Source organism: Serratia sp. NA_13 (genome assembly GCF_052691735.1).
The window spans coordinates 370,957-388,673 of sequence record NZ_JBQZFV010000001.1 but is presented as its reverse complement, the minus strand read 5'-3'; the positions used below and the strand labels follow the sequence as shown (position 1 = coordinate 388,673).

At 50.9% G+C, this 17,717-nt stretch carries 20 protein-coding genes and 2 pseudogenes; 11 read left to right on the top strand and 11 right to left on the bottom strand.

All coding sequences use genetic code 11. The features are described from left to right. Positions 1 to 148 precede the first annotated feature (148 nt). Entirely contained in the window at positions 149 to 1,669 is a 1,521-nt protein-coding gene (gene exaC / locus ACUTSU_RS01820) for an acetaldehyde dehydrogenase ExaC (RefSeq protein WP_445653701.1), read from the top strand. A 93-nt stretch (positions 1,670 to 1,762) separates the two neighbouring features. On the opposite strand, the gene adhP is transcribed toward exaC, so the two are convergent. The 3 genes and pseudogenes from adhP to ACUTSU_RS01805 form a co-directional block, all read right to left on the bottom strand. After that, entirely contained in the window at positions 1,763 to 2,776 is a 1,014-nt protein-coding gene (gene adhP / locus ACUTSU_RS01815; protein WP_445651547.1) for an alcohol dehydrogenase AdhP, read from the bottom strand. A gap of 153 nt (positions 2,777 to 2,929) precedes the next feature. Continuing rightward, a complete protein-coding gene (locus ACUTSU_RS01810; protein WP_445651546.1) occupies positions 2,930 to 3,130 on the bottom strand; it encodes a hypothetical protein in 201 nt (66 codons plus the stop codon). 355 nt (positions 3,131 to 3,485) lie between these two features. Beyond that, positions 3,486 to 3,662, bottom strand: a pseudogene (locus tag ACUTSU_RS01805) (succinylglutamate desuccinylase/aspartoacylase family protein); the annotation flags it as partial. A 14-nt stretch (positions 3,663 to 3,676) separates the two neighbouring features. Between ACUTSU_RS01805 and ACUTSU_RS01800 the strand changes: the two are divergent. After that, positions 3,677 to 4,132 carry an Lrp/AsnC family transcriptional regulator gene (locus ACUTSU_RS01800; RefSeq protein ID WP_085116755.1) on the top strand — a complete coding sequence of 152 codons (456 nt, stop codon included), beginning with the start codon at positions 3,677 to 3,679 and terminating at the stop codon, positions 4,130 to 4,132. Positions 4,133 to 4,138: 6 nt separating this feature from the next. On the opposite strand, the gene ACUTSU_RS01795 is transcribed toward ACUTSU_RS01800, so the two are convergent. The 6 genes and pseudogenes from ACUTSU_RS01795 to arsH form a co-directional block, all read right to left on the bottom strand. Further along, positions 4,139 to 4,861 carry an ABC transporter permease gene (locus ACUTSU_RS01795; protein WP_445653700.1) on the bottom strand — a complete coding sequence of 241 codons (723 nt, stop codon included), beginning with the start codon at positions 4,859 to 4,861 and terminating at the stop codon, positions 4,139 to 4,141. Then, positions 4,861 to 5,559 (bottom strand): ABC transporter permease, encoded by a 699-nt coding sequence (locus tag ACUTSU_RS01790; protein ID WP_445653699.1) that lies wholly within the window; start codon positions 5,557 to 5,559, stop codon positions 4,861 to 4,863. Before ACUTSU_RS01790 ends, ACUTSU_RS01795 begins: the two co-directional genes overlap by 1 nt. Before the next feature lie 36 nt (positions 5,560 to 5,595). Beyond that, positions 5,596 to 6,369 (bottom strand): ABC transporter substrate-binding protein, encoded by a 774-nt coding sequence (locus ACUTSU_RS01785; RefSeq protein ID WP_261094860.1) that lies wholly within the window; start codon positions 6,367 to 6,369, stop codon positions 5,596 to 5,598. 27 nt (positions 6,370 to 6,396) lie between these two features. Continuing rightward, the gene (locus ACUTSU_RS01780) at positions 6,397 to 7,158 is read right to left on the bottom strand and encodes a dimethylarginine dimethylaminohydrolase family protein (RefSeq protein WP_445651544.1); all 762 of its coding nucleotides are present in this window, start codon (positions 7,156 to 7,158) and stop codon (positions 6,397 to 6,399) included. 137 nt (positions 7,159 to 7,295) lie between these two features. Further along, positions 7,296 to 7,397: pseudogene (locus ACUTSU_RS01775) on the bottom strand (hypothetical protein); the annotation flags it as partial. 197 nt (positions 7,398 to 7,594) lie between these two features. After that, positions 7,595 to 8,293 carry an arsenical resistance protein ArsH gene (gene arsH, locus ACUTSU_RS01770; protein WP_445653698.1) on the bottom strand — a complete coding sequence of 233 codons (699 nt, stop codon included), beginning with the start codon at positions 8,291 to 8,293 and terminating at the stop codon, positions 7,595 to 7,597. An 88-nt stretch (positions 8,294 to 8,381) separates the two neighbouring features. Between arsH and ACUTSU_RS01765 the strand changes: the two genes are divergently transcribed. Genes ACUTSU_RS01765 through arsC form a run of 3 tightly spaced genes read left to right on the top strand, consistent with a single transcriptional unit; the run spans position 8,382 to position 10,481 of the window. After that, positions 8,382 to 8,702 (top strand): transcriptional regulator, encoded by a 321-nt coding sequence (locus ACUTSU_RS01765; protein ID WP_445651542.1) that lies wholly within the window; start codon positions 8,382 to 8,384, stop codon positions 8,700 to 8,702. A gap of 45 nt (positions 8,703 to 8,747) precedes the next feature. Beyond that, a complete protein-coding gene (locus ACUTSU_RS01760) occupies positions 8,748 to 10,037 on the top strand; it encodes an arsenic transporter (protein WP_445653697.1) in 1,290 nt (429 codons plus the stop codon). Between the two features lie 12 nt (positions 10,038 to 10,049). Continuing rightward, positions 10,050 to 10,481 (top strand): glutaredoxin-dependent arsenate reductase, encoded by a 432-nt coding sequence (gene arsC / locus ACUTSU_RS01755; RefSeq protein WP_445651540.1) that lies wholly within the window; start codon positions 10,050 to 10,052, stop codon positions 10,479 to 10,481. Positions 10,482 to 10,521: 40 nt separating this feature from the next. Here the strand turns inward: arsC and ACUTSU_RS01750 are convergent, their stop codons facing one another. Further along, positions 10,522 to 11,994 (bottom strand): serralysin family metalloprotease, encoded by a 1,473-nt coding sequence (locus ACUTSU_RS01750; protein WP_445651539.1) that lies wholly within the window; start codon positions 11,992 to 11,994, stop codon positions 10,522 to 10,524. A 312-nt stretch (positions 11,995 to 12,306) separates the two neighbouring features. Between ACUTSU_RS01750 and ACUTSU_RS01745 the strand changes: the two genes are divergently transcribed. The 4 genes from ACUTSU_RS01745 to ACUTSU_RS01730 all read left to right on the top strand — a co-directional run bounded on the left by ACUTSU_RS01745 (position 12,307) and on the right by ACUTSU_RS01730 (position 14,586). Then, positions 12,307 to 12,801 (top strand): TIGR00645 family protein, encoded by a 495-nt coding sequence (locus ACUTSU_RS01745; protein ID WP_012145114.1) that lies wholly within the window; start codon positions 12,307 to 12,309, stop codon positions 12,799 to 12,801. Positions 12,802 to 13,052: 251 nt separating this feature from the next. Next, on the top strand, positions 13,053 to 13,508 hold the full coding sequence (gene fabZ, locus ACUTSU_RS01740; RefSeq protein ID WP_153860461.1) for a 3-hydroxyacyl-ACP dehydratase FabZ: 456 nt from the start codon (positions 13,053 to 13,055) through the stop codon (positions 13,506 to 13,508). Between the two features lie 38 nt (positions 13,509 to 13,546). Continuing rightward, positions 13,547 to 14,335, top strand: a complete 789-nt coding sequence (locus ACUTSU_RS01735) for a spermidine synthase (protein WP_445653696.1) — start codon at positions 13,547 to 13,549, stop codon at positions 14,333 to 14,335. A 56-nt stretch (positions 14,336 to 14,391) separates the two neighbouring features. Further along, positions 14,392 to 14,586 carry a ribbon-helix-helix protein, CopG family gene (locus ACUTSU_RS01730; protein ID WP_012145111.1) on the top strand — a complete coding sequence of 65 codons (195 nt, stop codon included), beginning with the start codon at positions 14,392 to 14,394 and terminating at the stop codon, positions 14,584 to 14,586. Between the two features lie 45 nt (positions 14,587 to 14,631). Here the strand turns inward: ACUTSU_RS01730 and ACUTSU_RS01725 are convergent, their stop codons facing one another. Continuing rightward, entirely contained in the window at positions 14,632 to 15,012 is a 381-nt protein-coding gene (locus tag ACUTSU_RS01725) for a hypothetical protein (RefSeq protein WP_445653695.1), read from the bottom strand. Positions 15,013 to 15,500: 488 nt separating this feature from the next. Between ACUTSU_RS01725 and ACUTSU_RS01720 the strand changes: the two genes are divergently transcribed. Together ACUTSU_RS01720 and ACUTSU_RS01715 are read left to right on the top strand one after the other, a co-directional pair. After that, complete coding sequence (locus tag ACUTSU_RS01720; RefSeq protein ID WP_445653694.1) at positions 15,501 to 16,025, top strand: hypothetical protein; 525 nt, start codon at positions 15,501 to 15,503, stop codon at positions 16,023 to 16,025. An 89-nt stretch (positions 16,026 to 16,114) separates the two neighbouring features. Next, positions 16,115 to 17,716 carry a Hint domain-containing protein gene (locus ACUTSU_RS01715; protein ID WP_445653693.1) on the top strand — a complete coding sequence of 534 codons (1,602 nt, stop codon included), beginning with the start codon at positions 16,115 to 16,117 and terminating at the stop codon, positions 17,714 to 17,716. Position 17,717: the final 1 nt, after the last annotated feature.

The following is a 17,717-nucleotide window of genomic DNA, read 5'->3' as shown; positions in this document are numbered from 1 at the left end:
ATATTCAACTTGCTGATATGAATCATTTTTTGTTTTTACGCTTCGGTCATCGTCGCAATGTGGCACAGGCAATGCTTAGGATTACGATGATGGCGTCACTCAGTCAGGCGTCAACCCTACACAGTCTGTTCTCATAAGAGGTGTTTACATGAAATACGTTCATCCCGGTTTACCTGGCTCGCTGCTTTCATTCAAGCAACGTTATGGCAATTACATTGACGGTAAATTTGTCGCCCCCGTTTCAGGCAACTATTTCACCGACACCTCCCCGATAACCGGCCAGATGGTGGCCGAGTTTCCACGCTCCGACGCGAAAGACATCGAGCTGGCATTGGACGCCGCCCATGCCGCGGCCGAAACCTGGGGCAAGGCCAGCGTGCAGGAGCGCTCCAGCGTGTTACTGGCTATTGCTGACCGTATGGAGTCAAAGCTGGAGTTACTGGCGCTGACCGAAAGCTGGGACAACGGGAAGCCGATCCGCGAAACGCTGAACGCGGATATCCCACTGGCGATTGACCACTTCCGCTACTTTGCCGGTTGTCTGCGTGCGCAGGAAGGCACCGCCGCAGAGATCGACCAAAACACCGTCGCCTACCATATTTACGAACCGCTGGGCGTGGTTGGGCAGATTATCCCCTGGAACTTCCCGCTGCTGATGGCGGCCTGGAAACTGGCCCCGGCGCTGGCAGCCGGTAACTGCGTGGTGCTCAAACCGGCGGAACAGACTCCGCTCAGCATCTGTGTGTTACTGGAAATGATTGGTGACCTGTTGCCACCTGGGGTACTCAATGTGGTTCAGGGCTTTGGTAAAGAAGCCGGTGAGGCACTGGCGACCAGCAAGCGCATCGATAAAATTGCCTTTACCGGCTCCACCCCGGTAGGCCGACATATCCTCGCCTGTGCAGCGGAAAATATCATTCCCAGTACCGTCGAGCTAGGTGGCAAGTCACCGAATATCTTCTTTGAAGACATCATGCAGGCCGAACCGGAGTTTATCGACAAGGCGGTTGAAGGCCTGATCCTCGGCTTCTTCAACCAAGGGGAAGTCTGTACCTGCCCTTCACGCGCCCTGATCCAGGAATCTATCTACCCACAATTTATGGAGAAAGTGCTGGCGCGCATCACCACCATTCGCCAGGGCGACCCCTTCGATACCGACACCATGATCGGCGCGCAGGCCTCTCAGCAGCAGTTCGACAAGATCCTGTCTTATATCGAGATCGCCAAGAACGAAGGTGGGAAAATTATCGCCGGCGGCGAGCGTGCCAGCCATCAGCAGACGTTGCAGAGCGGTTTCTATCTCCAGCCCACGCTGATCACCGGTAATAACAGCATGCGTTTCTTCCGTGAAGAGATCTTCGGGCCAGTGATTGGCGTCACCACCTTCAAAGACGAAGCTGAAGCACTGGCATTGGCCAACGACAGTGAGTTCGGGCTGGGTGCCGGTCTGTGGACACGCGACGTCAACCGCGCTTACCGCATGGGCCGCGCCATCAAGGCCGGACGGGTGTGGACCAACTGTTACCATCTCTACCCGGCGCATGCCGCCTTCGGCGGTTATAAAAACTCCGGCGTCGGCCGCGAAACCCACAAGGTGGCGCTATCGCATTATCAGCAGGTGAAAAACCTGTTGGTCAGCTACGATGCCAAACCGCTCGGGCTGTTCTGATTTGTTGTTGTGACAGGAAGGCCTGTTATCAATTAATGCCGGTCACTTAAGGTGATCGGCATTGGCCCAAAAGTGGCCTTAGTTTTGGCAGGATCAAGAGTTGGACAGATCGATAACCATACGGCCACGGATGGTGCCGGACTTCATCTCTTCAAAGATGGCGTTGATATCCCCCAGCGGTCTTTTGGTCACTTTCGGCGTCACTTTGCCTTCAGCGGCAAACTGGAAGGCTTCTTTCAGATCTTCCCGAGTCCCCACCAACGACCCCACCACCTGAATACCATCCAGTACCAGGCGCGGAATGCTCAGATCCATACTCTCTGGCGGCAGACCTACGGCAACCACCTTGCCCCCCGCGCGAACCGCATTCACCGCAGAGTTAAAGGCTGAGCAGGCTACCGCAGTGACCACGGCGGCATGGGCGCCCCCGGCTTTCTGCTGAATAATTTCTTCGGCGTTCTCGGTTTTTGAATTGATAACCAGATCCGCGCCAATTTCTTTGGCAAAATCCAACTGGCCCTGATTAACGTCAATGGCGATCACTTTGGCGTTGAACACGTTCTTGGCATACTGCAGCGCCAGGTTGCCCAACCCGCCCAGGCCATAAATCGCGATCCACTGCCCCGGTTTGATGTCGGAAATTTTTACCGCTTTATAGGTGGTAACCCCCGCGCAGGTGATACTGCTGGCGGCAAAAGGATCCAGGCCATCAGGCACCTTGACCGCATAGTCCGCCACCACAATGCACTCTTCGGCCATGCCGCCATCAACACTGAAACCGGCATTTTTGACCGAGCGGCACAGGGTTTCGTTACCGTTGACGCAGTATTCACAGTGTCCACAGCCCTGATAGAACCAGGCGACGCTGGTACGGTCCCCGACTTTTAACGAGGTCACCCCCTCGCCAATGGCAGTAACAACGCCGACCCCTTCATGACCCAGGGTGATGCCGGGGACTTCGCCGAAATCGCCATTTTTGACGTGCAGATCGGTATGACAAACCCCACAACACTCCATCTTGAGCGCCGCTTCGCCATATTTCAGTGGGCGAAGCTGCTTTTCCTGAATATCTACGCTGTGATTTTTGGTGACTACGGCAGCTTTCATAGGATGTCCTTCCTCAGGTGAGTTGAAGTACAGTTGTTAATGTAGTGACTGTCCCCTCTGAGGGCAAGCGGTCTGGCGTTTTCTTTAAAAACAGAAAGTTAATTATTATTTCTTTCGACATAGTTAAACGAAATTCTTGAGCCGAAATAATGATTAACGCTTGGTTTTAGCGATTTTTATTGCCTTGGCGGGGTTACCGGCAACAAATTCCAGAGTGGGCGAATAGTAAAACGGCAACCAGGCGTGGAAACTGCTTTCCCACTCCCATTTGACCGGGCAAGGCCACAGAATATCTTCATGCAGAATATAGTAAACCCAACGTCCGTGTGGGCGACGTGGTTTGGCTGTGCGCATAGACCCTGACTTCTTTGGCACAGGTAGCCGTTTTTCCATATGAAATTCTCTTTGTCATCAGGGGCTACGGAGTGGCAAAGGTCAAATTTAACATGGACGACGGTCGGCAAGCCATCTTTCCCGCAGAGACATTCGCCAGGTACGACATACAACTGCCATTAATTATTCATACCAGATAAGTTCGGCCACTATCCGCTGGCACCGGCCAATGAACACAATCTGTGGAACTGCGATGCGCTGGTGGTCCTGCTGTGCCGTTATCAGGTTCGCGACTACTTTGCCTTTGGGGGATTAGGTGCGGGTGGAAAACACCGACTTTATCACCCTAAAGGGCATGGTCGATGGTGACTATCTGCTGCCGTTCCGCCTGGCTGAGCAATCTTTTAAGATAGTGCAGCACCAACATACAGGGCAGTTCATCGGCATGCAGGTGAATTTTTTCGCCTTTACCCGGCTGGCCGAAATGAAAACTGGTGAATTGGCGCTGCCCACCCTGGGCATGTTCAGGTAACTTATGATGTTTACTTTTCATTGGACGCCCTATCTGTGGAAAAGAAAGCCCGGCTTGATCGCATCGACAAAAAAATCCTTGAAATACTGTGCAGGGATGGCCGAATTTCGTATCAGAAACTGTCCGAGCAGGTCAATCTGACTGCCCGCCCTTGCCTTGAGCGGGTTCGTGGGCTGGAACGCGACGGAATTATTCGAGGCTACAGCGCCATTATCGAATTGCCGGAGCCGGAACATGCATTTGTGATCCAGGCGCAGATCGCGTTGGCCGACCACGGCCACTCCCAACCGGCGTTCGAGCAGGAAATGCGCAATACCCCTGAGGTATTGGACTGTTGGCTGGTCAGCGGCAACTTCGATTTTCTGGTGCGTATCGGCTGCCGCAGTATGGAAAACTATCGGCTGCTGGCCGATACCTGGCTGACCAGCAAAAAGTTTCGGGTGGATAAAATCGTCACCCTGACCGAGCTGCAGTCGATCAAACGATCCTGAACGGCATCAATCGCGGCGGATAAAGGCCAGCCAGCGACGCTCCGCCCGTGAGAACATGAAGATCAGCAGGAAAGTACACAGCAGGTATAGCGCTGCCGCCATCAGAAACGGAATAAAGGGTGAATAGGTGGCGGCATAAAAGGCACGAGCCACGCCGGTAATATCCAACAGCGTGACGGTACTGGCCAGCGAGGTGGCATGCAGCAGGAAGACCATCTCGTTATTCAGCGCCGGAATGCCGCGGCGTAGCGTTGCCGGCAGCACAAGGCGGCGGATGATCTGCCACTGGCTCATGCCATAGGCTTCACCGGCAATCCACTCCTGACGCGGGAAGGTCTCCATCATGCCTGCCAACAGCTGGGCTACGTAAGCGCTGGTATTGAGTACCAACGCCAGCGTGGCGCAGAAAGTGGCGTCGCGGAACAGCAGCCAGAAAGGCTGGTCGTTCTGCCAGCCCAACTGCACCACGTCAAACTGTGACAGGCCGTAGTAAATCAGCATCAACTGCAGGTAGAGTGGCGTGCTACGGAAAAAGTAAGTCACGCTGCGGATAATCCACGACAACGGGCGCGGGCCATAGACCTGGCCGATCGCCATTAACGCCGCCAGCAGTAATCCCGGCACCACCGATAGCAAAAACAGCCTGGCGGTCATCACCAGCCCGGTCACGTCGGAACCGTCGCTCCACAAAAAACTCGGTGCCGCCTCCAGCATATTTTGCAGATTCATCAGCGTGCTCCTGCCGAATGTGAGGAAGCCAACGCGTAGCGCCGTGCCAGCCTACTAAAGCCCCAACTGGAGACGGCGGTAATCGCCATATAAATCAACGCCACCAGGAAATAGAACAGGAAAGGCTTTTGCGTGGCCCGCCCGGCCTGCTCCGCCAGCCACACCATGTCTTCCAGCCCGAGAATTGACACCAGCGCGGAGGCTTTCATCAGCCCAAGCCAGTTGTTGTTGATACCGGGAATGGCAAAACTCAGCATCTGCGGCAACAGCACGCGGCGAAACACCTGGCCCGGCCGCATGCCATAGGCCATTGCCGCCTCGAGTTGACCCCGTTCAACGGTAAGAAAGGCGCCGCGAAAAGTTTCGGTGTAGTAAGCGCCAAACACAAAGCCAATGGCCAGCACGCCAGAGATGAAGGTGTTGAAACGCAGCGGCCCCAATCCCACCAGGCCAAGTAAGCCGTTGACCAGCATTTCGCCACCAAAGAACAGCAACAGCATGATCACCAACTCGGGAATGCCGCGCACCAGCGTGGTGTAACCCGTCGATACCCAGCGCAGCCAGAGCGGACCAAAGAGTTTGATCAGCGCATTGATCATGCCAAGCGTCAACGCCACCGCCACCGCCAGCGAAACCAGCATCACGCACAGCGACAGCAACGCGCCATGTGCCAGCAACGGTATATACTCTGCGACCATTTATGACCTCCCCTGGATGACTGGATCCGAGCCGGATTAGTTGCCGTAAATGTCGAAGCTAAAATATTTTTTCTGGATCGCCTGATAAGTCCCGTCGGCGCGTATCGCCTTGATGGCCCCGTTTAGCGCATCGCGCAACGCCGGATTATCTTTACCCACTGCAATGCCAACGTCAGAAGAGATAGTGCTGTCTTCAATGACCGGCCCGGCGAAGGCAAATTTCTGCCCGCGCGGGGTATCGATAAAGCTGCTGGCGGCCTGAGTGTTGTCCTGCAGTGACGCATTAATGCGCCCGGACATCAGATCCAGATAGACATTATCTTGGTTGGCGTAAGAGACAATTTTCACCCCTTTTCCTCCCCAGTGCTGTTTGGCATAGGCCTCATGAATAGAACCGGTCTGCACGCCAACGGTTTTGCCTTTCAGGCTGGCGACATCCGGCAGCAACGCGCTACCTTTACGCGCCACCAACTGGGCAGAACTGCGGTAATAACGGTCGGTAAAATCGACCTCTTTCTTGCGTTCATCGGTAATGGTTAACGACGCGATAATGGCATCGAACTTATGGGCGTTGAGCGCGGCAATCATGCTTTCAAAGGGTTGTTTGACGAACACGCATTTGGCATGCAGCTGGGTACACAACGCATTGGCAATATCGATATCGAAACCGGTGATCTCACCGCTGGGTGCCAACACGTCAAACGGCGGATAGCCACCGTCAACGCCAAAGCTGATGGTGTCGAAGGCCTGTGCCGCTGCTGGGCCGCCCAATGCCAGACTGGTCAGTAAAACTGCTAATGTTTTTTTCATGGCTGAGATCCCCGGTAAAAGAAAGTATCAGAAACGCAGTGACAGACAGGTCAGGCCGCCGTCCATTTTTTTAAATTCGCTGGTGTCGAGTTGAACGATGGGCATGCCCAGCTTTTCTATTTGCGCCAGCGTTTGCGGGTAACCCTGCGGAGTGAGCAGCGTATCGTTGATCCACAGCGTATTACCGGCGTAGGACTCCGCTTCCGCAATGACGATGCTGTTAAAACCGCTAAAGGCAGCATGATGCTGGTAGTCTTCCGTCAGCAACAGGGTATTACGCCCCACGTAATTGACGATTGATTTCAAATGCAGCCCGGCGCTCACCTCAATGGCCGTGACCCGGTAGCCATAGGGCTCTACCGCCGCAGCAAATTCGCCGATACCGGCCTCATCAGTGCGAGACGTCAGGCCGACAAAAAACTGGCGATCGACCAGCAGCACATCTCCACCATCAAGATGGCCGCGCTGGCTCATCCGCACTACCGGGCGTTCCCCTTCGAACAGCGGCGCAATGGTAGTCACTTCACCCTGGCGGCTTGGCGCCCCCGGATGGGTGATCACCGCCAGCTCCGGCATCACTACCGCCGTATCTTCAACAAAGTGGGCGTCAGGAAATGCCGGGGCAGCCGGTAACACTGTCACTTTTAACCCCAGGCGGAGCAAAGTGTCCACATAGGCCAAAAACTGGCGGCCGGTGACGGCAATATCCGGCGCCCCCAATTGGGCGGTGGTCTGGCCGCTGGCGCAGCTATCGGCAGGGAGTCTGGCAATGGCTTGAGTAAAGTGCATGGGCGATTCTCTCTGTTGAAGGGACGGTCACTGTTGTTTCGATTATCAAACAGATAGCATCGTCAAACCGGTTGAATCCGCCCGTTGGCACTCTGGATTTACGCTGTTTATTATCGCAGCGACGACCTATTCTGCTGTCAGGCGCCCTTGTACACCACAGGTGCCAGACGCATGCCCACCAGGGTGATCACACAGATGGCGGCACCGGCGTAAAAGGTCGAAGCCGTGCCCCAGGTTTGTCACATAACGTTGAATATAGGGTGAAATGATCGCGGAACTGGTGCAGCGCCTCGGTACTGTCACCGGATGCCCAGCCTTATTGCCGCCACCCATTGGGACCTGGTGCAGGCAGTAGAGACGGGTGCGTTTCGCCGCGATCATTCGCCCCTGAGTGCTCTGGAGAGAAGCAATTTTACGCCTCAGGCATTAAGCCCGGTTATATTTTTGTCTGATTAACGCGTGCTGACAGCTCCTGATGGCTTTCTTTCCGCTCGCTGTATCTGTCTGCGAGATAATCAGTATGCCCCTTCAACAGCAGGGTGACTTTGAATAACTCTTCAGTGACATCGACGATGCGATCATACCAGGACGAGGGTTTCATCCGCCCATGCTCATCGAACTCCTGCCAGGCTTTCGCCACTGATGATTGGTTGGGAATAGTGAACATCCGCATCCATCGGCCAAGAATGCGCATCTGATTTACTGCGTTAAATGACTGTGAACCGCCGCAGACCTGCATCACCGCCAGTGTTTTGCCCTGAGATGGGCGGACAGCGCCTTCGCTTAACGGGATCCAGTCAATCTGGGCTTTCATCACTGAACTCATTGCGCCATGTCTTTCTGGAGAACTCCAGACCATACCATCACACCACCTGACCAGTTCGCGCAGTTCAGCGACTTTCGGATGTGTTTCTGGCGCATCGTCAGGCAGCGGCAAACCCGATGGGTTAAAGGTTTTGACTTCGGCACCCAACGCGGTCAGCAGGCGCCCTGCCTCCTCAGCAGCAAAACGGCTGTATGAACGTTCTCTTACCGAACCATACAGAGTCAGGATCCGTGGTGGTTCTTGCAGATGCAAACGCTCGGCAATGTGCTTGTCAAAGCACTCAGCGTTCAGGGCTGGAAATTTATCCACTTTTTCGTTCCTCATTTCGCACTCGGTGATTTAAAATCCAACACATATGAATTATCATATGTGTAGTCTAAGCGCATTGGGGTTCAAAATGCTACAACCCGTTCAGCTTTTCAAAATTTTGTCGGATGAAACTCGACTGGCCATCATTATGCTTCTCAGAGAATCGGGGGAGCTATGCGTTTGTGATATCTGTGGGGCCACTTCAGAGTCACAGCCTAAAATATCCCGCCATATGGCGATCTTACGCAATGCGGGGCTGGTCATTGATCGTCGTGAGGGGAAATGGATCCACTATCGACTCTCGCCACATATCCCTGCCTGGGCGGCAGAAACCATCACGGCATCCTGGCAGTGCCTGCGTGATGACGTTCGCGGCTGGCTGGCACAATCAGCGACATCCTCCTGTTAATCCATACGAAACACATCACTTTAATCATATGTAATGGAGTCTGACATGTTACTGGCAGGGAGTATTTTTTTACTGACGCTGGTTTTGGTCATCTGGCAGCCCAGAGGGCTTGGCATTGGCTGGAGTGCAAGTATTGGTGCCGTGCTGGCATTAGCCTGTGGTGTTATCCATCTTAATGACATTCCTGTCGTCTGGAATATCGTCTGGAACGCCACAGCAACCTTTATCGCATTGATAATTATCAGTTTGCTGCTCGACGAGTCGGGCTTCTTTGAGTGGGCCGCTCTACATGTTTCTCGTTGGGGCAATGGGCGAGGACGTTTGCTTTTCACCTGGATTATATTGCTGGGTGCGACGGTCGCAGCTTTGTTCGCCAACGATGGTGCAGCGCTAATCCTGACGCCAATAGTCATTGCTATGTTGCTCGCGCTGGGTTTCAGCCAAGGAACAACGCTGGCCTTCGTTATGGCAGCCGGGTTCATCGCGGACACGGCCAGTTTGCCGCTTATCGTTTCAAATCTGGTCAATATTGTCTCTGCTGACTTTTTCCAGCTCGGTTTTACACAATATGCTTCGGTCATGATCCCCGTGGATATTGCCGCTATCGCCGCTACGCTGGGCATGCTGCATCTCTTTTTTCGCAAGGACATTCCGGCGACCTACAACGTAGCGCTACTGAAAACACCGGCCAGCGCCATTAAAGACCCGGCAACGTTTAAAGCCGGCTGGATTATCCTCGTACTGCTGCTGACCGGTTTTTTCGTTCTTGAACCATTAGGGATCCCCGTCAGTGCGATTGCCGCAGTGGGTGCCGTTGTCCTGTTTACCGTGGCGAAAAGAGGTCATGCCATTAATACCGGGCGAGTGTTGCGAGGGGCGCCATGGCAGATCGTTGTCTTCTCGCTGGGGATGTACCTGGTGGTCTACGGGCTGAGAAATGCAGGGCTGACGGAATATCTTTCCGAAGTTCTTAATGTGCTGGCGAATAATGGCCTATGGGCAGCGACATTGGGCACCGGCTTCCTGACGGCAGTACTTTCGTCAATCATGAATAATATGCCTACCGTGCTGATTGGCGCATTGTCGATTGACGGGAGCACGGCCTCCGGTGTCATCAAAGAGGCGATGGTTTATGCCAATATCATAGGCTGCGATTTAGGTCCAAAAATTACGCCTATTGGTAGCCTCGCAACACTGCTGTGGCTACATGTGCTTTCACAAAAAAATATGACGATCACCTGGGGATATTACTTCCGTACCGGCATCGTCATGACCCTGCCCGTTCTGTTTGTCACCCTTGCCGCGCTGGCGTTGCGGCTCTCCGTTACTTTCTAAAGAGATACCGATATGAGCAACATTGTCATCTACCACAACCCGGCCTGCGGCACCTCACGCAATACGCTGGCGATGATCCGCAACAGCGGTAACGAACCGACGATTATTTATTATCTCGACACCCCCCCTTCATATGATGAACTGGTTAAACTCATTGCGGATATGGGAATTAGCGTCCGTGCGTTGCTGCGCAAAAACGTTGAACCCTATGAGCAGCTTGGCCTTGATAATGGATTATTGACGGACGAGGAGTTGATTGAATTTATGCTTCAGTATCCGATCCTGATCAACCGCCCCATCGTCGTCACCCCCATCGGAACCCGATTGTGCCGCCCTTCCGAAGTGGTGTTGGAAATCCTTTCAGATCCGCAACAGGCCGCATTCACCAAAGAAGACGGTGAAAAGGTGACCGACCAGGCGGGCAATAGAATCAAACCGGAGTAAAGGCCTTAAAAAACGGTGGGCTTAGCCCACCGTGACTGATTTAAACAATAAAGTCAGTGGCAGTATTTGCTTGCCCGACAATATTAACCAGGAAATCCGGAGTAGCCTGGCCATTTATATTTAGCGCCAACTCGCTTAAATTACTTTGTGAGTCATAGGTTAGCAATGCCTCCCCCGCCTGACCGCTAAAAGCGTCAACGAAATGAATAAAATCTGCGCCTTTATCGCCATGATTAAAGAACGACAGATCAATTTTGTCGATGCCGGTTTCAAAATCCATAATCTTATCCGGAGACTTGAACGACGAATCACTTACCGCAGAGAAAACAAAGATATCTTTGCCAGTGCCACCGAATAGCTGATCTTGCCCGCCACCACCGTAAATAACGTCATTACCCGCACCGCCATGGATAATATTCGCCGCATCATTGCCGACAATCACATCATTACCTGAACCACCAACTGCATTTTCAATCACAGTGCCCAGAGCGATGGAAACGTTGCCCTTCAACCCACCGACGTCAGAGAAGGATCCCTCCGTCAGATTGATGCGTTGGTTCTGCATATAACCCGAGAAATCAAGCGTGTCGTTGCCGCCTGCATCCCAGACAGAAAACACCAGCTTCTGGTTGCTGTCTGTCAGCGTGTAAAAATCCCGCCCGGTATTGGAATTGAACCCGTACACCGTGTCCCCGGTGCGCGTAGTGGTATTAGCGCCATACAGATGTTGAATAGCGGCAATATCGTCAACCAGCGGCGCGGCGGCAAAATGACCGCCGTTATCACCACCGGTATATGACTCATCCCAATAGCTCATTATGCTGAATTGACGCGTGTCCTCGGCGTAATTCGCCATGCTGTAGTTGGGTGGATTTTTTTCATCCGCATTATATTTACCGGGATGATCCAGTCCCAACGTATGCCCCAGTTCATGGGTAATGCTCAGGCGACCATAGTTACCAAGATTTGGGTGCAGATTGGCGTAAACCCCATAACTGGGATCCGCGTAATCGTAATTGATGTTGAACCAGCTTTGACCATCGGTATTATGCCCACGATAGTCGTTACCCGCCCCACTGAATGGCTTAATTGCATAAGCCTGGCCAGAACCCTCATAATTTCCGAAGGTAATATTGGATTTTTGATCCGGAGCAACTTCAACAAACTTAAGGTTGGCTACATCAGCCCAGGATTGCAGAGACAGCTTGGCCTGAGCTTTTTGCTCTGCGGTAAAGGCGCTAAGGCCGGTATCTTGATTATTAGTGCCAAATCGGAAATTTAAATTACTCTGATTATAATCCCAGTCTGGGAACGAATAAGTGACGGTGGCGCCGTTGCCGATGACATGAGTACCATTCCAAGTCTGTTCACTACGTGCTATTTGCTTCCCGGCCTCTTCCACGCCAAAAGAAGGCTTATTATTGATGATTAAATAATTACCTCTATTATGATATTTCAGCAAATCATTAACATCATCCCAACCGCTGGTCTTTCCATTTAGGGAATTATCCATATCCATCTCCAGTAGGTTAATTCACTTCCGTTATATAGAAATAAAATTTCGATATAAAGAATTACCGCAACATCATATCGCAGCATTTAAATGCTAGTATGATTTTCAGATAGCTCAATATATTTTAATGACATAATTTATCGCGGAGTAATCATCTTTTTAATATCTAATTATCAGGGTGAATAACCCAATCGCACCGTTCAGTGATCGGTCCAGGGTGATACCTCCCCTAGTCAAGCGACCGCCACTTGCCATTTGCCAGGCCTCTTGCGTTATACTGTGCCCCACTTTTTGTAACTAACTCAGATAACTATGGAACGCTTTCTAGAAAATGCCATGTACGCCTCTCGCTGGCTGCTTGCCCCGGTTTACTTCGGCCTGTCGCTGGCCTTGCTGGCGCTGTCGATAAAATTCTTCCAGGAGATCATTCATGTTCTGCCGAATATTTTCGCCATAGCCGAGGCGGATCTGGTTCTGACGCTGTTGTCGCTGATCGACATGGCGCTGGTGGGCGGATTACTGGTGATGGTGATGTTCTCGGGCTATGAGAACTTTGTTTCGCAACTGGACATCAGCGACGACAAAGAAAAGTTGAGCTGGTTGGGCAAAATGGACTCCACTTCGCTAAAGAGCAAAGTGGCCGCATCGATTGTCGCCATTTCATCCATCCACCTGCTGCGGGTGTTTATGGATGCCAAGAACGTGCCGGACAATAAGCTGATGTGGTATGTGATCATCCACCTCACCTTTGTGCTTTCCGCCTTCGTAATGGGCTATCTCGATAAGCTAACACGCGACAAAAAATGATCCCCCGTTAGCCGTCGCCCTCTGCTGGCGGCTAACCCCTTCCGTTTAAACCTATTATCAATCAATATATTGCGTTGTATTTTAAACCTCACTTCTTAGTGACGTTGTCACCAATAAGCCTTTACCCACTTATGTACCTAATTTCATTTGGTGCATCCAATGATAATAACATTATAATGTTATTATACTTCGATAGGCACAGACGCCGGCACAAGCTGAACTTTGTCCCGCTGACAGGACCTGAATCAATCATGCCGCTCAATGGTAAACCATTACAGTTTCAGGATGTTCAATCAATCCTGCCCCACCGCTTCCCCTGTCTGCTGGTTGACCGCATTGTGCCTGACGGCACCTCCGTTGCCGAAGGCCGCTTAAGTGCCATCAAAAATATCACGGCCAATGAACCCACCTTCTGGACTGGCCACCACCAGACCACGGTGTTTCCCGGTATCTTAATGGTGGAGGCACTGGCACAGACCACTGGCTTGTTGGCGCATTACTTTCTCAGCCCGCTGTTACCAGGTGAACATTACTATTTTGCCGCCATTCATCACGCTCGATTCTATCGCTCGGCACGGCCTGGCGATCAGCTTCGCATGGATGTCGCCTTTGTCCGACAGCGCTCCGGCCTTGCCCGCTTTACCGGTCGTGCCACGGTAAATGGCCGCCGCATCTGTACCGCCGAGTTTATGTGCGCTCGTAAATAGACCCGCCGTTTTTTTGATGGAGGCTTAAACAAATTACTATGTCTATGGTTGATAAATTACTCAATAGCCTGGATTTTTCTCCTCGTGGTCAGGTGATTGCTCGCGAGCAAGACCACTGCGGTGAAATTATTGTTTCCGACCACAAGGGCTACCGAACCCTGCGTTTTGACGGCATTTGCGAACAAAGCAAAATGTGCATCGATGCGCCACAAGTTCCGGTTCACAACTACATCAAAACCATGCTGATGGCCGTGGCCTGGCAGCCGCCTTCGGCGGCGCTGATCCTGGGACTGGGCGGCGGTGGTCTGGTACGGGCATTACATGCCTATGACCCCAATATGCTGCTTGAAGTGGTGGAACTGCGCGAGGCGGTGGTCTCTGTTGCACAAAGTTATTTTACCTTACCCACCGACGACAGGGTTGTCTTGCGGGTTGCTGATGCGGGCGATTTTTTACGAGCCCCGGTCACTCGGCTATATGATTTGATTTTTTCCGATCTCTACAGCGCCTTCAGCATGGATCCGCAACAGGGTACGCAAAGCTTTCTTCAGCGGTGTGCCGGAAGGCTTTCACCACAAGGTTGGCTGGTGCTGAACTACCATGAAGTGCCCGATGAAGATTCGTTGCTGTACCACAGTTTGCATCGGGTGTTTAACAGCGTGTTGTATTGTGTTGCGCCCAGCGGCAACGTAATTATCTATGCCACATTGGCTGAAATCGACACGCCGCTAAATCTGCTGCGTCGCCTTAGCGCCGAAGTCGGGCCGAGTTTTAACTGTGACCTCGGCTATCTGTCACGCAAGATTGAACGCCTGCGCTTTAGCTGAGCCGGTAGGGCCATTTCACTATTATCATTTGATTATTATTCTCTGGAGTCACCATCATGGAAAAGAAAACGGCGCGCCTGACCGTACTCATTGATCCTGATAAGAAAAAAGCATTGGAAGAGCTGTGTTTGCAGCAGGACGTCACTCCCTCCCAGGTGATTCGCCAACTGATACGCGACTATCTGCACAAACACCAGGTTGAATACCCAAGCCAGCCAACGCATTCCAATCCGCGCGTGGATAACGCCTGAATTCAGATGGCGCAAGATTCGCGCCATCTGTAACCGCTACGGTGATTACCCCTTGCGTGCCTCAGCAGAAAAACCATGCCGTTTAGCCACCATCGTGAGCGCCAAACCACCCAGCACTAACGATGCCCATGGGAAGGACACCGCCCCAAAGTGATCAAGCAACAGGCCGCCTAAAAAGCCGCCGACGGCAATGGCTCTGTTCCAAATGACGACGTTCATCGCCAACGCGGCGTCCGCCAGTGCTGTTTGCAATAATGTCGCCGCCCCGCCAAAACTCAACCCCCATAGACTCATCCCGACATAGATCGCAGTCGCGGAATGAATACCGATACCCAACAACAACGCCGTCACGGCATTGATGACGGTTTGGGATGCTAATGCCCAGGCATGAGTGATACCTAATGGTAACGATTCTGGAGTGTTCACCGGCGTCAATCCGGCGAGCACTTTGGCAAATCATCGCCCTTTCATTAGCAAGGTATAAATATCATTTCATAACTATCATGATGACTATTTCAACTGTTTAATTAGTTATTCACAGCCTTTATGATTAAAGAAATTCATACCATTAAACTAATTTCTCAGCTAATGATATGCCCTATTTTAACAATACCGTCCCAAGCGACATAACCGCCATGTACAATTCATTGATTTGTTTTACTTTATAAACTCCGTTTACAAAAACAAAACAATTAACCGTTGTTTATTTGATTCTTTGAATAATTTTTCCATCGTTTGGTTAACGCCGTGATTTTCTTGATTATCTCGAACTCAACAAAAAAATACTTCATTTATTTTTAAGTGTCAGTTGATTTTTTAGTCGCCATTGCTATTGTTGAAGTTGAGTAATTCATCGCTCCAGACCCGAAAAGTAAATTCTATTTTTATACTCATAAATGTATAAGGATCAGATCATGCCCATTAAAAAATACGTCATTCTTGACAGCAACCCAGCAGCTGTTGGGAACGATGACTTTATTCTATTAGGTTTGAAAAATGAAGGTTTTGCCCGAGGTTGTCCGATGCTATTTGGCGGAACTGCTGATGCAAAAGACGGCCCGATTGACGGCAAGAACTTTGCCTTAAACGTTATCAAAAGAGAGACCTGGGAAGAAACCCTGCATAATATTGAAGTTCAGCAAGTTGTTCGCTATAAAGTTTTTCCAAATGATATTACTTTCTACACCAGCAAGGTATTTACCTTCACTGGTACAGTAGCGCTTGGCGGCGAGTTCGCCTGGATACGTAAAGTCAGTAAGGGAAAATTAAAAAATTATTTTAAAAGTAAACCCTCTGCCACCAAAGATATGTTTGCTCAAGAACTGTATGCCATGACATTGGATCCCCGTATAGATCCTACCGATGCTCAATTCGAAGAGTATCTTGGTTCTGACACTCTGAGTGCTATTTACGCTTATTGCAAAGAAACCTGTAAATAACTCATTAACCGTTTAATTAGCTATGGTTTAATTCATTGCCACCATTGTTTGCGCACGTTTATGTCTGAAACTTATTGGGTACTGATATTATGATCACACAAGGTTATACATCAGACGAGAAGACTATTGTTAAAAATGTCATCGAAAAATATAGCAATACCGGTCTATTTATTATTGAGCCTAGCGATCACTTGCTGGTCAGTTTTTACGATATTCAATTAAAACTTGCCGGTCTTACCACGGGCAATACTCCGCAGTTTACTCAATGCTGGCAACAGACAAAACGGCTTAAACTCAGTGCCGGCCGGTTGAGCGATGCCGGTAATGGTTCCGCTCAACCGGTATACAGCATCGTCAGGTTGGACTCTACCGACGGTCGAAATTATCGCGCCAATGCCATTGGCTCCCTGCCTGTCTCAGCGACTAACGTCACGCAGACCCTTGGGCTATTTGACGGCGAGGCCGGCAATGTCGGGCCGGTTAACTACAACCAGGCCTATGTCTACGCCGCAGACTGCACCCTGAGTGCCGACGGGGTTTATCCGGGTAGCCAGATCGCTGCGGGTTATCCGGTCACGGTGATTTATACCTTTGCTCAAACTATTGGTAACCAGACGGTCTACGGGGCAGAAATCATTACCAGCCAGAGTTATCCAAAAATTATCTATAATGAGTCACCGCGGAGTCTTATTAATCCAAATGAAATCAAGATCTGCTTGACCCGCGATGAGGCCGACTGTGATTACCGCAATAATTATGACGGTTCGGTCAGGGTACCTATCAAAGGCAATATTACCTACCTGGGGAAAATTGAGCTCAACGGCGGGCAGCCGGTTAAAGCCAGTAACACCATTTATTTGATACGTACTCGTGCCGGCGGCGATCCCGTCACCCCTTTCGGCAACTACAACATATTCAATTCAGCCAACACCAGAATTAATGGTGACAATATCTCCTGGGATCTGGACTGGCTAAGGTTCAATCAGGTTGACTTTGAATCAGGCGAATGGGTTTATTATGTTTTCAAAGTTATTCTCAATGTCGATGGGAAAAGCATTGCGACCTTTATCACCAACGCCCCTAAAAGCCTTGAGCCAGACCAGCGCTTTCTAAACACAGAATTATTAAAACCTATGCGTATTGTTTATGGTTGTCTGGCTGAGAACACAAAAATCCTGATGCAGGATGGCAGGGAAAAAATGATTTCCGAGCTTGCTATCGGTGACTCCGTATTATCGAAAAACAATATACCGCTCAGAATTGAAGCTATCACTAATGGCCAGGAACGTAATTTTATCGAAATAACCACAAAAAATAGCAAGGGTGAAATAAAAAAAATCACCTCCAGCCTTGGCCACCCTTTCATCACCTCAATCGGCGTGGTGATTGCTCGCGAATTAAACCACTTAACTAAATTAATCACTCTGGATGGTGAGTGCGAAATTATAAGCATGGTGCAACAGCAAGGAGAATTGAAGGTATATAACCTGCAGCTGGCGGCTGAAACGCTCACTGACAAAGGTCTGTACGATGACAATACCCTGTATGCCAATGGCATATTGGTCGGCGATCTCCAGATGCAACGTATCTATGAAGATGAGTATTACCAGCGCCCAGCGAATATCCTGAGCAAACTGCCAAAAGAATGGCATCAGGATTATCACAACCATCTCAATACGGCGGGTAAATAAC

Coding starts and splice junctions, on each gene's coding strand:
- exaC (WP_445653701.1), top strand. CDS start 149: ATGAAATACGTTCATCCCGGTTTACCTGGCTCGCTGCTTTCATTCAAG.
- adhP (WP_445651547.1), bottom strand. CDS start 2,776: ATGAAAGCTGCCGTAGTCACCAAAAATCACAGCGTAGATATTCAGGAA.
- ACUTSU_RS01810 (WP_445651546.1), bottom strand. CDS start 3,130: ATGCGCACAGCCAAACCACGTCGCCCACACGGACGTTGGGTTTACTAT.
- ACUTSU_RS01795 (WP_445653700.1), bottom strand. CDS start 4,861: ATGAATCTGCAAAATATGCTGGAGGCGGCACCGAGTTTTTTGTGGAGC.
- ACUTSU_RS01790 (WP_445653699.1), bottom strand. CDS start 5,559: ATGGTCGCAGAGTATATACCGTTGCTGGCACATGGCGCGTTGCTGTCG.
- ACUTSU_RS01785 (WP_261094860.1), bottom strand. CDS start 6,369: ATGAAAAAAACATTAGCAGTTTTACTGACCAGTCTGGCATTGGGCGGC.
- ACUTSU_RS01780 (WP_445651544.1), bottom strand. CDS start 7,158: ATGCACTTTACTCAAGCCATTGCCAGACTCCCTGCCGATAGCTGCGCC.
- ACUTSU_RS01765 (WP_445651542.1), top strand. CDS start 8,382: ATGCTACAACCCGTTCAGCTTTTCAAAATTTTGTCGGATGAAACTCGA.
- ACUTSU_RS01760 (WP_445653697.1), top strand. CDS start 8,748: ATGTTACTGGCAGGGAGTATTTTTTTACTGACGCTGGTTTTGGTCATC.
- arsC (WP_445651540.1), top strand. CDS start 10,050: ATGAGCAACATTGTCATCTACCACAACCCGGCCTGCGGCACCTCACGC.
- ACUTSU_RS01750 (WP_445651539.1), bottom strand. CDS start 11,994: ATGGATAATTCCCTAAATGGAAAGACCAGCGGTTGGGATGATGTTAAT.
- ACUTSU_RS01745 (WP_012145114.1), top strand. CDS start 12,307: ATGGAACGCTTTCTAGAAAATGCCATGTACGCCTCTCGCTGGCTGCTT.
- fabZ (WP_153860461.1), top strand. CDS start 13,053: ATGCCGCTCAATGGTAAACCATTACAGTTTCAGGATGTTCAATCAATC.
- ACUTSU_RS01735 (WP_445653696.1), top strand. CDS start 13,547: ATGTCTATGGTTGATAAATTACTCAATAGCCTGGATTTTTCTCCTCGT.
- ACUTSU_RS01730 (WP_012145111.1), top strand. CDS start 14,392: ATGGAAAAGAAAACGGCGCGCCTGACCGTACTCATTGATCCTGATAAG.
- ACUTSU_RS01720 (WP_445653694.1), top strand. CDS start 15,501: ATGCCCATTAAAAAATACGTCATTCTTGACAGCAACCCAGCAGCTGTT.
- ACUTSU_RS01715 (WP_445653693.1), top strand. CDS start 16,115: ATGATCACACAAGGTTATACATCAGACGAGAAGACTATTGTTAAAAAT.